This window comes from Flavobacterium fragile (assembly GCF_023634865.1).
Taxonomy (GTDB): domain Bacteria; phylum Bacteroidota; class Bacteroidia; order Flavobacteriales; family Flavobacteriaceae; genus Flavobacterium; species Flavobacterium fragile.
In genome coordinates this window covers 438,313-450,770 of record NZ_JAMLJN010000002.1, presented here as the reverse complement: position 1 = coordinate 450,770, position 12,458 = coordinate 438,313, and the positions used below count along the sequence as shown (strand labels likewise).

13 protein-coding genes are annotated in these 12,458 nt (G+C 32.8%); 11 read left to right on the top strand and 2 right to left on the bottom strand.

From position 1 onward, the window contains the following. Positions 1 to 135: 135 nt before the first annotated feature. Positions 136 to 2,970: a leucine--tRNA ligase gene (gene leuS, locus NAT47_RS04585; RefSeq protein WP_250580725.1), complete on the bottom strand. Its 2,835-nt coding sequence runs from the start codon at positions 2,968 to 2,970 to the stop codon at positions 136 to 138. A 193-nt stretch (positions 2,971 to 3,163) separates the two neighbouring features. Here leuS and NAT47_RS04580 point away from each other — a divergent pair, with 193 nt between their 5' ends. The 7 genes from NAT47_RS04580 to NAT47_RS04550 all read left to right on the top strand — a co-directional run bounded on the left by NAT47_RS04580 (position 3,164) and on the right by NAT47_RS04550 (position 7,002). Next, entirely contained in the window at positions 3,164 to 4,039 is an 876-nt protein-coding gene (locus NAT47_RS04580; protein WP_250580723.1) for a cell division protein FtsX, read from the top strand. 31 nt (positions 4,040 to 4,070) lie between these two features. Then, on the top strand, positions 4,071 to 4,313 hold the full coding sequence (locus NAT47_RS04575; protein WP_250580721.1) for a DUF3098 domain-containing protein: 243 nt from the start codon (positions 4,071 to 4,073) through the stop codon (positions 4,311 to 4,313). A gap of 6 nt (positions 4,314 to 4,319) precedes the next feature. Beyond that, the gene (locus NAT47_RS04570) at positions 4,320 to 5,129 is read left to right on the top strand and encodes an undecaprenyl-diphosphate phosphatase (RefSeq protein WP_250580719.1); all 810 of its coding nucleotides are present in this window, start codon (positions 4,320 to 4,322) and stop codon (positions 5,127 to 5,129) included. Next, positions 5,129 to 5,818 carry a tRNA pseudouridine(55) synthase TruB gene (gene truB / locus NAT47_RS04565; protein WP_250580718.1) on the top strand — a complete coding sequence of 230 codons (690 nt, stop codon included), beginning with the start codon at positions 5,129 to 5,131 and terminating at the stop codon, positions 5,816 to 5,818. The genes NAT47_RS04570 and truB overlap by 1 nt, the downstream gene beginning before the upstream one ends. Before the next feature lie 68 nt (positions 5,819 to 5,886). Further along, positions 5,887 to 6,051, top strand: a complete 165-nt coding sequence (locus NAT47_RS04560) for a hypothetical protein (RefSeq protein WP_250580717.1) — start codon at positions 5,887 to 5,889, stop codon at positions 6,049 to 6,051. Further along, positions 6,027 to 6,362: a type II toxin-antitoxin system RelE/ParE family toxin gene (locus NAT47_RS04555; protein WP_250580714.1), complete on the top strand. Its 336-nt coding sequence runs from the start codon at positions 6,027 to 6,029 to the stop codon at positions 6,360 to 6,362. Before NAT47_RS04560 ends, NAT47_RS04555 begins: the two co-directional genes overlap by 25 nt. Before the next feature lie 4 nt (positions 6,363 to 6,366). Further along, positions 6,367 to 7,002, top strand: a complete 636-nt coding sequence (locus tag NAT47_RS04550) for a YiiX/YebB-like N1pC/P60 family cysteine hydrolase (RefSeq protein ID WP_250580712.1) — start codon at positions 6,367 to 6,369, stop codon at positions 7,000 to 7,002. On the opposite strand, the gene NAT47_RS04545 is transcribed toward NAT47_RS04550, so the two are convergent. Continuing rightward, entirely contained in the window at positions 6,994 to 7,599 is a 606-nt protein-coding gene (locus NAT47_RS04545) for a thioredoxin family protein (RefSeq protein WP_250580710.1), read from the bottom strand. The two genes, NAT47_RS04550 and NAT47_RS04545, sit on opposite strands and share 9 nt — an antisense overlap. A 64-nt stretch (positions 7,600 to 7,663) precedes the next feature. On the opposite strand from NAT47_RS04545, the gene NAT47_RS04540 reads away from it, so the two are divergent. The 4 genes from NAT47_RS04540 (at position 7,664) to NAT47_RS04525 (ending at position 12,425) form a co-directional block, all read left to right on the top strand. After that, the gene (locus tag NAT47_RS04540) at positions 7,664 to 8,443 is read left to right on the top strand and encodes a patatin-like phospholipase family protein (RefSeq protein WP_250580708.1); all 780 of its coding nucleotides are present in this window, start codon (positions 7,664 to 7,666) and stop codon (positions 8,441 to 8,443) included. 113 nt (positions 8,444 to 8,556) lie between these two features. Then, positions 8,557 to 9,264, top strand: a complete 708-nt coding sequence (gene pyrH / locus NAT47_RS04535; RefSeq protein WP_250580705.1) for a UMP kinase — start codon at positions 8,557 to 8,559, stop codon at positions 9,262 to 9,264. Positions 9,265 to 9,307: 43 nt separating this feature from the next. Continuing rightward, on the top strand, positions 9,308 to 9,871 hold the full coding sequence (gene frr / locus NAT47_RS04530) for a ribosome recycling factor (protein WP_250580698.1): 564 nt from the start codon (positions 9,308 to 9,310) through the stop codon (positions 9,869 to 9,871). Positions 9,872 to 9,938: 67 nt separating this feature from the next. Next, positions 9,939 to 12,425, top strand: a complete 2,487-nt coding sequence (locus tag NAT47_RS04525; RefSeq protein WP_250580695.1) for a DUF5686 family protein — start codon at positions 9,939 to 9,941, stop codon at positions 12,423 to 12,425. Positions 12,426 to 12,458 lie beyond the last annotated feature (33 nt).

Sequence of the window (12,458 nt, the reverse complement as noted above, 5' to 3'; positions counted from 1 at the left end):
GGAACTAGCATTCCGAACAGTCTTAATTGACCAATGACAAGATTTAGCTTTTATCTTTCTCTTTCTTCTGTTGAAATAAATTTATAAAATTTTCAAAGAACTTCCTTTTGCAAACATAGGATGACAAAAAGGATTTTATCCCACCAAATTAATAATCTTACCTGGAACGATAATCACTTTGTTTGGTGTTCTTCCTTGCAATTGATTTTGCGTTCTTTCATCTGCCATTACGATTTCTTCAATTTGAGCTGCCGTTAAATCTAAAGGCAATTTAATCGTGAAACGCATTTTCCCGTTAAACGAAACTGGGTATTCTTTCTCCGATTCTACTAAATATTTTTCTTCAAATTTTGGAAAAGCAACTGTTGCTACAGAACCATCGTGACCTAAAGCACTCCATAATTCCTCAGCGATATGTGGCGCATAAGGCGAAACTAAAACGGCTAATGGTTCTAAAATCGCATGGTGATGGCATTTTTGTTGGGCCAACTCATTCACGCAAATCATAAACTGTGAAACCGATGTATTAAAAGAAAAATTCTCGATGTCTTCTGTAACTTTTTTGATGGTTTTGTGAAGCGTTTTATACATATCGGCAGTTGGTTCGTCATTGGTGATGTTTAAACCATTATCATCAAAATACAAACGCCATAATTTTTTCAAGAAACCATAAACTCCAGTAATTCCTGCCGTGTTCCATGGTTTTGCTTGCTCTAATGGTCCCAAGAACATTTCATACAAACGCAACGTATCCGCCCCATATTCATTACAAATATCATCTGGATTAACTACGTTGTATTTCGATTTTGACATTTTTTCTACTTCGCGACCCACTATGTATTTTCCATCTTCCAAAATGAATTCCGCATCTTTATAATCCGAATATAATGGATGTGCTTTGAATTTTTCAATATCTAATTCGTTAGTGATATCATTGATACATGATAAATCTACGTGAATAGGTTGAACATTTTTATCTTTAATCAATCCTTTTGAAAATAGCGTTTTAGAATCTTCACTTCTATACACAAAAGCACTCATTCCCAAAATCATTCCTTGATTGATTAATTTTTTGAATGGTTCTTCTGTTGGAGCGAAACCTCTATCTTTTAAGAATTTGTTCCAAAAACGCGAGTATAATAAATGTCCGGTTGCATGCTCGCTTCCTCCAATGTATAAATCTACGTTTTCCCAATATTTTAATGCCTCTTCGTTAGCAAAATCGTTTTCATTTTTCGCATCCATGTAACGCATCCAATACCAAGACGAACCTGCCCAACCTGGCATCGTATTTAATTCTAAGGGGAAAACTTTTACGTTATCTATTAACTGATTACTAACCACTGAACACTGAACACTATCCCAAGCCCAAACCGTTGCGTTACCTAATGGTGGCTGACCGTCTTCGGTTGGTAAATACTTTTCAACTTCTGGTAAAACGATTGGCAAGTGTTTTTTATCAATCATTTGTGGTAAACCGTTCACATAATATACTGGAAATGGTTCGCCCCAATAACGCTGACGAGAGAAAACCGCATCACGTAAACGGTAATTTACTTTTGCTTTTCCGGCTCCAATTTTTTCTAATTCTTCAATTACTTTTTTAGTTCCCGATTTATAATCTAATCCATTTAAGAAATCGGAATCTACTAACTCAAAACCACCTTTTTCACCGTAAGCAGCTTCTGAAATATCTTGGTTGAAAATATTTTTAATTTCAGGCATTCCTTGTGTGCCTTTGAAAAAATTCGCGAAAGCATAATCACGCTCATCGCCACATGGAACCGCCATAACCGCACCCGTTCCGTAACCAGCTAATACATAATCGCCAATCCAAACTGGAATAGGTGCTTTTGTGAAAGGATGTTCCGCATAAGCACCCGTGAAAACTCCTGAAATAGTCTTAACATCAGCCATTCTTTCTCTTTCTGAACGTTTTGCTGTTGCTTCTACATACGCTTCAACTGCTGTTTTTTGTTCTGGAGTAGTGATTTTTGAAACCAATTCGTGTTCTGGTGCTAATGTCATAAACGTAACTCCAAAAATAGTATCAGGACGCGTTGTAAATACTTCTATAGCCTCATTATGATTTTTCACATTGAAAGTCACAGAAGCCCCTACCGATTTTCCAATCCAGTTTCTTTGTGATTCTTTAATAGATTCACTCCAATCGATAGTTTCTAAACCTTGTAACAAACGCTCCGCATAAGCAGAAATTCGCATTGACCATTGCGTCATTTTTTTACGAATTACTGGATGTCCGCCACGTTCTGAAACACCATTTACGATTTCGTCATTCGCTAAAACGGTTCCTAGAGCTGGACACCAGTTCACTTCCGTTTCGGCTAAGTAGGTTAATCTATATTGTAGTAAGATTTTTTGTTGTTCTTCTGATGAAAACGATTTCCAATCTTCAGCTGAAAACAGTGCGATATTATCATCACAAACGGCATTAACATTTGTATTTCCGTTTTTCTCGAATTCTTGAATTAAGGTGCAAATGCTTTCTGCTTTATCAGTAGTTTTATTGTACCAAGATTCGAATAATTGAATGAAAATCCATTGTGTATGTTTGTAATAATCAGGATTTGAAGTACGCACTTCTCTACTCCAATCAAACGAAAAACCGATTTTATCCAATTGTTCACGGTAACGTGCAATGTTCTCACGAGTTGTTTTTTCAGGATGTTGACCTGTTTGAATCGCATATTGTTCGGCTGGTAAACCAAACGAATCGTATCCTTGTGGATGCAAAACATTAAAACCTTGATGTCTTTTATAACGCGCCACAATATCAGAAGCAATGTAACCCAGCGGATGCCCAACGTGTAAGCCCGCTCCAGAAGGATAAGGAAACATGTCTAAAACATAATATTTTGGTTTGTCTGAATTATTTGATGCAGCAAAAGTTTGATTCTCTGCCCAATATTGTTGCCATTTGGCTTCGATTTCGTTATGGAAGTACTTCATTATTTTAGTTTTCAGTCTCAGTTTTCAGTCTCAGTTTTTAGCCTCAATTTGAACAACTGATGACTGCGACTGCGACTGAAAACTATTTTTTTCGGTGCAAAAATACATTTTATAATACTAAAGTTAAAACTTTGTTGTTATATTCTATGTAAACAAAATTTCTTTACTATTTTTACGGCTTAAATAGAATTATATGGCATCATCTTTTGAAAATTACAACAAACGACGTTTGATTTCATCCTACTTTTCGGTAGTATTGAGTATCTTTTTAGTATTGTTCCTTTTAGGAGCTTTAGGACTTTTTGTAATTAATTCGAAAAAGATAACCAACGATTTTAAAGAAAACATCCCAATGACCGTTTTCTTTGATAACGATGCAAATGATTCTATCATCAGTGCTTTTGATACTGAAATGAAAAATGCAAAATTCATCAAAGAATATGCGTTTGTTCACAAGGATAGCGCGGCTAAAAATAATGTAGATATCGTAGGAAAAGATTTTATGGAGTTTTTAGGCTTCAATCCACTTCAAAATTCATTTGATATTCACTTAAAAGGAGATTACGTTAACGCCGATAGTATCAAGAAAATTGAGCGTAACATTCGAAAAAACGAAATGGTTTCGGAAATTATCTACGATAAAGAATTGGTAGATATGGTAAACGAAAACGTAACAAAAATCACGTTTTGGATTTTAATCATCAGCGGAATTTTAACAGTTGTAGCGATGTTGTTAATCAATAGCTCTATGCGATTATCGATTTATTCTCATCGTTTTACTATTAAAACTATGCAGATGGTGGGAGCGACAAAATCGTTCATTAGAAAACCATTTATTTGGAGAAGTATTAAATTAGGATTAATTGGTTCTGGATTAGCAATTATCGGAATTATTGCTTTGGCTATTTATATAGATGGATTATTCCCAAGTTTAGGCATTGCTAAAGATTACGTTTCACTTGGAATAGTAATTACAGGTGTTTTAGGAATTGGAATTCTAATCACTTGGATTAGTACGTTTTTTGCAACGCAACGATTCTTGAATTTAAAAACAGATGATCTTTATTAATGTAAAGATTTTTGAATTAAATAAAAAAAATATGAATAACGAAAATAACAAACCTGAATTTCTTTTCGATAAGGTAAACTATAAAATTCTTTTAATTGGATTAGCAGTAATTGCGCTAGGATTTATTTTAATGAGCGGTGGAGGAAGCGATGATCCAAATGTTTTTAAAGCAGATGAATTATTCAGTTTTAGAAGAATTCGATTAGCTCCAACGGTAGTTTTAATTGGATTTGGAATTACAATTTATTCGATTTTAAAAAATCCAAAGAAGTAACACTTTATGGATATTTTTCAAGCTATTATCATTGCCATTATTGAAGGTCTAACGGAATATTTACCCGTTTCTTCAACGGGACACATGATTTTTACGAGTTCTTATTTTGGAATTGAAAAAGAGGAATTCACCAAACTGTTTCAAGTTTCTATTCAATTTGGAGCTATTTTAGCAGTTGTAGTTTTGTATTGGAAGAAGTTTTTCGATTTCTCTAAATTTCAATTCTTTATTAAACTAGCCTTTGCTGTTATCCCAGCCTTAATCTTAGGAAAATTATTTGATGATAAAATTGAAGCGGTTTTAGAACATCCAACACCAATTGCTGTTGTACTTATCATTGGTGGAATCATTTTGTTATTTGTTGATAGATTTTTTAAGAACCCTACTATCTTTAAAGAAGAAGATATTACCATAAAAAAGGCGGTAACTATTGGTTTTTGGCAATGTTTAGCTATGATGCCAGGTACCAGCCGAAGTGCTGCAAGTATCATTGGCGGTATGCAACAAGGCTTAAACCGACAAGCAGCAGCCGAATTTTCGTTCTTTTTAGCAGTACCAACCATGTTAGCGGTTACCTGTTATTCTATCTTTTTAAAATCATATGAAGCGAGTGGCTTAAAAGGATACGAATTGATTTTAAAAACACCCGAAAACACAAAAATGTTCATCATAGGAAATGTTGTGGCTTTTATTGTAGCGGTTTTAGCAATCAAGTTTTTTATCGAAATTATAAAAAAATACGGTTTCAAACCTTGGGGATGGTATCGTATTGTAGCTGGAATTCTTTTATTAGCGTACTTTAATTTATATAAATAATGAGTGCCGAAGAATTTTTAGCAGGAAAAGTACTTTTAATCGACAAACCCTTGACTTGGTCCTCTTTTCAAGCGGTTAATAAATTGAAATACATTTTAAAGCGCAAATACGATTTACCGAAAAAATTCAAAATCGGTCACGCTGGCACTTTAGATCCATTAGCTTCAGGATTATTGATTATATGCACTGGGAAATTCACAAAAAGCATTAACGAAATTCAAGCACAAGCCAAAGAATATACAGGAACGATTATGATTGGAGCCACTACTCCATCTTACGATTTAGAAACAGAAATTGACGCTACTTTCCCAACAGCACATATTACCGAAGAACTAATTTTGGAAACTACAAAACAGTTTTTAGGTGAAATCGACCAAAAACCTCCTGTTTTTTCTGCTATTAAAAAAGATGGAAAACGTTTGTACGAACACGCGCGCGCTGGTGAAGAAGTCGAAATTCAATCAAGAAAAACTACGATTTACGAATTTGAAATCACTCGAATTCAGCTACCTGAAATCGATTTTAGAGTTAAGTGTAGTAAAGGAACTTACATTCGTTCGTTAGCTTATGATTTTAGTTTAGCCTTACAATCAGGCGGACATTTAATCGTGCTTCGAAGAACAAAAATTGGTGATTATGATGTTAAAAATGCTATTTCACCTGAAGATTTTGAACAATCTTTAGGGTAAATTATTCTAAATCTGAAGTTTAGAACCAAATTATTTCTTATTTTTACGTGGCATAAATTTCTTTTCTAATGAAAACTGCAGATAAAAAAAATAAAAACTTAGCCATTCCGGGCAAACCGATGTCTCAAAAAGCATTCGCTGAGTTAATTAAAGAAGCGGAAAATGGTCCGTTTTTAACTGTTGAAGAATCTAAAGAGAAATTTGAAAAATGGAAATCAGAAAGAAAGAAGTAGTTACTTCCTATCCGTTTGATAATTTTGATTTGATTGATATTTATGAATATGGTTTAGCTGAATTTGGTGAAAGGTTAGCTTCTGAATTCATTTCTGAAATATATAAATACATCGAAAGACTCGAAACTGAATACCTACTTCATCCCGAATGTCGCCATTTGCTAACCAAAACTAAAATCTATCGTAACATTATTTTAGGCTCTTACTTAATTATTTACAGAATTCGCACCAATAGAATAGAAGTTTTAAGAGCTTTTCACGGAAGTCATTCGCCAAAAATTTTAAAAACTGTCAAAAAAATAAAAATTTAATCTTTTGAAAACTTTTTTACCAAAATTTTACTTTGCAAGCTTACTTCTTGTTCTATTCCAATTTAGTTTCTCCCAAAACGTAAAACTAAAAACAGGCGATTTATTATTTCAATCGATGAATTGCGGTCCACTTTGCGAAGCTATTAACGAAGTAACCGAAGGTTATCAAGGGAAAGATTTCAGTCATTTAGGAATGGTGTACATTAAGAACGATTCGATTTTCGTAATTGAAGCCGCTGGAAAAGCAGTAAAAATAACTCCTTACGAAACCTTCAAAACCTACACAAAAGAAGAAATGTTCGTTGGAAGATTAAAAAGAAAATACCGTAAATACATTCCAGAAGCCATTTCGTTTTCATTACAACAAGTTGGAGTTCCTTATGATGACGAATATTTATACGATAATGGAAAATATTATTGTTCGGAAATAATTTATGATGCGTTTTTGCATTCGTACAAAAAACCATTGTTTGATTTAGTTCCGATGACATTCAAATCACCAAAATCAAATGAATATTTTGAAGTTTGGACAGACTATTATGAAAAACTAAAAATGGAAATCCCAGAAGGTCAACTAGGTTGCAACCCTGGCGGAATTTCCACTTCTGATAAATTAAGAATTATTGGAACTTTACGCTAAGATATTTTCATGTAGTTCCACGATTTCATTCTGAATCGAAATGCCTTTATCGTGTAAATACCATTTTTGCAATTCAATTTTAGCGGTTTCATCAACAATTCCGTGAGCCGCTTTGTAATCTAAAATCAATTGTTTTGCTCCTGCTGGTCTTGGTCCCCAATCCGCTAAAACCTCCAAAGTTTCGGCATCTAAAAGGATTAATTTTGGAATTGCTTTTCCTCCATTGGTTAAAAAATATTGCATTAAAGCATCGTTATCATCACGTAAAGCAATTTTTAATTCTACTTTATCTGTTACTTCCGCCATTTTGTGAATTACAGGGACAATTTGGGCGGCATCGCCACACCAACCTTCACTTAAAACTAACCAAATGTACTTTTTGTCTAGGTTTTGTAATTTATTTTTCATTTCATCGATAACCTCGATAGTTTTATCCAAACGATGCATTCGGGTTTCGTTTAATTCCGAATAATGAAGTAAATCGGCTGATTGTTCATGGCCTGTAGATTTTCCCTCTGCTATTAAATTTGCTACTTTTTTTCGGTAATCAGCATAAGAAAAACTGTTTTCTAATACTTGTTTTATAGTATTTATCATCATATTAACTTTATTTGACAAATTTAGTTCTATTTTTGATATTAATATGTAAGAAATGTTACAGATGGAAAAGGCATCAAAATCAATCGGAGTTGTACTATCTGGTGGCGGATCTAAAGGAATTGCTCATGCAGGAGCTTTGCAATTTTTAACTGAAAAAGGGATGCAACCTTCTTGTATTGCAGGAACAAGTGCGGGTGCCATCGTTGGTGGATTATTTGCATTTGGAAAAACACCCGAAGAAATTCTGGAATTTTTCAAGTCAATTTATTTTTTTCATTGGAAGCATTTTACTTTCAAAAAAGCAGGTTTGATTGATTCGGAATCATTTAAAAGTTATTTTGTAGAAGTTTTAGGTGATATAAAATTGGGCGAATTAACAATTCCAGCTTACATCACAGCGACCGATTTAGTTACTGGAAAACTGAAAATCTTTAATTCCGAGACAAAACTTACCGATGCTATATTAGCTTCTTCATCATTTCCAGGAATGTTATCACCTTATGAAATCAATAAAAATTTATACAGCGATGGCGGAATTTTGAATCACTTTCCTGCTGATATTTTACAAGGACGATGCGATTATTTGATTGGAGTTTATGTGAGTCCAATTCAAAATATAGAATCCAAAGATTTAAAATCCATAAAATCCGTTACTAGTAGAGCCTTTGATTTGTTGTATGCGAATTATAATTATCAGAAATTCAATTTGTGTGATTGGGTTATCGAACCCAAAGAATTGGCAAATTATAGTACATTTGAAACCAGTAAAACTAAGATGGATACCATTTTTGAAATTGGATATAACGAAGCAAAAAAATCATTTGAAGAATTAAATTTATAATTGTTCCAACATTTTTTTTAGAAAAAACCGATTTAACTATATTTGCACCAAAATAATACAACACAATGACTTGAGCTTGCGAAAGCATGACTCCTTTAAAAACAAAAATAAGAATGAAGTATAAAAGAATTCTTCTGAAATTAAGTGGTGAAGCTTTAATGGGCGACAGACAATACGGAATTGATCCAAAACGCCTTGCTGAATATGCGCAAGAAATCAAACAAATTCACGATAAAGGAGTTGAAATTGCTATTGTAATTGGTGGTGGAAACATTTTTAGAGGAGTTGCAGGTGCCAGCAACGGTATGGACAGAGTGCAAGGAGATTACATGGGAATGCTAGCAACAGTTATTAACGGCATGGCGTTACAAGGTGCTTTAGAAGAAGCTGGAATGCAAACTCGCTTACAAACCGCTTTAAAAATTGAAGCTATCGCTGAGCCTTATATTAAAAGGAGAGCAACTCGCCATTTAGAAAAAGGAAGAATTGTAATTTTTGGTGCTGGAACAGGAAATCCATATTTTACAACGGATACAGCTGCTGTTTTAAGAGGAATTGAGGTAGGTGCTGATGTAATTTTAAAAGGAACCCGTGTAGATGGTGTTTATAATGCCGACCCTGAGAAAAATCCTGAGGCTGTAAAATTTGATTACATATCATTTGAAGAGGTATTAGCAAAAGGATTAAATGTAATGGACACAACAGCTTTCACGCTAAGTCAAGAAAATAAACTACCTATTATCGTATTTGATATGAACAAAGATGGTAATTTATTAAAAGTTTGTGAAGGTGAAACAATTGGAACAACAGTAACAATATAGTATAAAGTACAAAATTAGAAGTACGAAGTAAAAATTTAGAGATATGACAGAAGAGATTAACTTTATTTTAGACAGTGCAAAAGAAGCTATGAATGGTTCGATTGCTCATTTAGAAAAAGAATTCTTAAATATTAGAGCTGGAAAAGCTTCTCCTCAAATGCTAGGTGGAGTTTTTGTGGATTATTATGGTTCGCAAACACCAATTTCACAAGTAGCAAATATTAATGCTCCAGATGCAAGAACGTTAACAGTAACTCCTTGGGAAAAAAACATGTTAGGTCCAATTGAAAAAGCAATTATGATTGCTAATTTAGGATTAAACCCAATGAACAATGGTGAAAATATCATCATAAACATCCCGGCTTTAACAGAAGAAAGAAGACGCGACTTAGTTAAACAAGCGAAACACGAGGCAGAAGAAGCAAAAATTGGTATCCGAAATCACAGAAAAGATGCTAATACCGATATCAAAAAAGAAGAAAAAAACGGTACTGCTGAAGATATTTGCAAGAAAGCAGAGGAAGATGTTCAAAAATTAACAGATGCGTTCATCAAGAAAATTGAAGAACTTTTAGCCGTTAAAGAAGCTGAAATCATGAAAGTATAAATTTTAAATCCCGATTCATAGTCGGGATTTTTTATTTTGAATATATTTGTAAGAAATAAAACCCTTCATGAAATACTTTTGGCTTTTTTTGTGCTTTTTCATCACTACTAGTTCTATAGCACAAACCAAAATTAAAGGACAAGTTATCGACTTTGATTCAAAAGTACCTATTGCTTTTGCTTCCGTTTCTTATGATAATAAAAAATTCAATGCCGATTGGGAAGGGAAATTTACAATTGATGTAAAAGACATCAAAATTCCAGTAAGAGTAAACTTTAAAGGTTATTATGAAAAAACCGTTTATCCTGAAAATGGAATTAAAAACATAACAATCAAACTTGTTACGGATTTAAACGAAAAAAAAGCAGAAATTCATACTGATACTGAAGTAAACAACATCATCAAAAAAGTAATCGAGAACCGAAAATTAAACGATCCTGAAAAACGTTTGGAAAGTTTTCAGTATAAAAATTATGAATACGCGCAAGTTACGGCTAATCCAGATAGCATTTCTTCAAAAATTGACACCATTTACAAAAAAAGTTTCTTTGGAAAACCAACTATGAAATTGGATTCTACGAATTACAAATTCAAGAAATTTTCTGAAAAACAACATTTGTATCAAACAGAGAAAGTAAATTTAATCCAACACCATCAAAAAAAAAGTAAAGAAACCATTTTAGCTACAAGAATGGCAGGTTTTGAACAACCTATTTATGAATATTTAGGATTAAAACTTATTTCCTACTCCGCTTATGAGAATCCGTTTGAGATTTTAGAAATTCCAGTTCAAAATCCGATTTCAAATTTTGGTCGAAGACTTTACAACTACAAGTTAGTGGATACCGTAAAAATTGATGGCAGAAGTGCCTATCGAATATATTTCGAGCCAAAAAAACTAAACACAAACAGACTAAGAGGGCTACTTTACATTGACACTCAAAATTATGCTATATCACAAGCTTATTTTAGAATTTATGGTGTTGTAAATATCAATGCAACGTATACTTTTGATTATAAAAAAGAACATGCTATTTGGTTTCCAAAAAACAGAAAATTTAAAGTTTCTAAAGGCAACAATCATGAAGACATTAAAATATTAGGAGGAACCATAAAATTTAGTTCAAGTTTAGAAGAAATAAAAAGCAACAATGCTACTGATCATGCTTTTGTTGTTATTGAATCAACTCCTTTTGATATTGAAATTAATAAAAAAGTGGACATTTCAAAACCTAGAGTAAAAATTGACATTCCAGAAAGTAGCCTAAAAAGAGATAATGAATATTGGAACGCTTTTAAAAAAGACACCTTAGACAAAAGAAAACTTCGCACTTACACTTCAATTGACAGCTTGTCGCTTTCAGAAAAAATTGAGCATAAAGTTTTTTTGGGTAGAAAAATAATTAACGGTTATTTCCCTATTTCTATCTTTGATATTGATTTAAGGAGTATTGTAAAATACAACAATTTTGAAGGATTCCGTCTGGGATTAGGGGCTATTACTAATTCTAAATTATCTGAAAAATACAAAGTAGCTTTTTATGGCGCTTTTGGTTTAAAAGATGAAGAGTTCAAATTTGGGATTACCCCTTCCTATTTAGCAGATAAAAAAACCGAAACTTGGGTAAGTGCTTCCTATTCTGACGATATTAGCGAAATTGCCCAAACTAATTTCGTTACAGATTCTAGGAGATTTAAAATATATGATCCTCGACCAATTAACATTTCAACTTTTTACAACAACAAGTTAAGTTCTATATTTGTTGAAAGTAAAATACTACCTAAAACTTCGAGCTATTTTGGAATTTCAAATAATCAAATTCAGCCTTTATTTGATTATACCTTCGTTAATGACAATAAAATTTATACAGAATACAGTATAACCGCTGCTCAATTAGCTTTTCAGTGGAATCCATTTAGCAATTATATGCAAACTCCAATGGGTAAAATTGAATATGAAAAACGCCATCCAAAATTTTCATTACAACTGACCCAAACATTACCCAATATCTTAGATAACGATTTTACCTTTACTAAAATTGATTTTAAAACCTATTACGAATTACCTTATCTATCGGGTCAAAAAAGTTCTATTTTATTGCAAACTGGAATTGCTTTTGGAGATGTTCCAATTACGCATTTATACAGTATTGTTCCCAATAATTTGAATAGAGATGCAATTCTACAACGAATCACTTTTGCTGGAAAAAACAGTTTTGAAACGATGTACTTTAACGAATTTTTTTCTAATCGATATGCTTCATTACAATTAAAACACACCTTTAACAAAGTACGCTTAGGATACAAAATTAATCCTGAATTTACAGTGGTTACCAGAATGGCTGTTGGCTCAAACAACGAAAGCAACCAGCAACATCTAGGCATCAATTACAAAACACTTGAAGATGGATTTTTTGAAAGTGGTGTGGAGTGTAACAAAATTTTCAAAGGTTTTGGTTTGGTTGCTTTTTACAGATATGGACCAAATCAATTACCTAATTTTGACGACAACATTGCCATTAAAGTTTCTTATTATTTAGATTTAGGATTCTAAATTTAACTTAAAAATTACGCTCAACACCAATAT

Bases quoted from the DNA above. Each gene is read 5' to 3' on its own strand.
- NAT47_RS04545 (WP_250580710.1), bottom strand. From the start codon at position 7,599: ATGATAAATACTATAAAACAAGTATTAGAAAACAGTTTTTCTTATGCT.
- NAT47_RS04540 (WP_250580708.1), top strand. From the start codon at position 7,664: ATGGAAAAGGCATCAAAATCAATCGGAGTTGTACTATCTGGTGGCGGA.
- NAT47_RS04575 (WP_250580721.1), top strand. From the start codon at position 4,071: ATGAATAACGAAAATAACAAACCTGAATTTCTTTTCGATAAGGTAAAC.
- NAT47_RS04555 (WP_250580714.1), top strand. From the start codon at position 6,027: ATGGAAATCAGAAAGAAAGAAGTAGTTACTTCCTATCCGTTTGATAAT.
- NAT47_RS04525 (WP_250580695.1), top strand. From the start codon at position 9,939: ATGAAATACTTTTGGCTTTTTTTGTGCTTTTTCATCACTACTAGTTCT.
- frr (WP_250580698.1), top strand. From the start codon at position 9,308: ATGACAGAAGAGATTAACTTTATTTTAGACAGTGCAAAAGAAGCTATG.
- pyrH (WP_250580705.1), top strand. From the start codon at position 8,557: ATGAAGTATAAAAGAATTCTTCTGAAATTAAGTGGTGAAGCTTTAATG.
- leuS (WP_250580725.1), bottom strand. From the start codon at position 2,970: ATGAAGTACTTCCATAACGAAATCGAAGCCAAATGGCAACAATATTGG.
- NAT47_RS04570 (WP_250580719.1), top strand. From the start codon at position 4,320: ATGGATATTTTTCAAGCTATTATCATTGCCATTATTGAAGGTCTAACG.
- NAT47_RS04580 (WP_250580723.1), top strand. From the start codon at position 3,164: ATGGCATCATCTTTTGAAAATTACAACAAACGACGTTTGATTTCATCC.
- truB (WP_250580718.1), top strand. From the start codon at position 5,129: ATGAGTGCCGAAGAATTTTTAGCAGGAAAAGTACTTTTAATCGACAAA.
- NAT47_RS04560 (WP_250580717.1), top strand. From the start codon at position 5,887: ATGAAAACTGCAGATAAAAAAAATAAAAACTTAGCCATTCCGGGCAAA.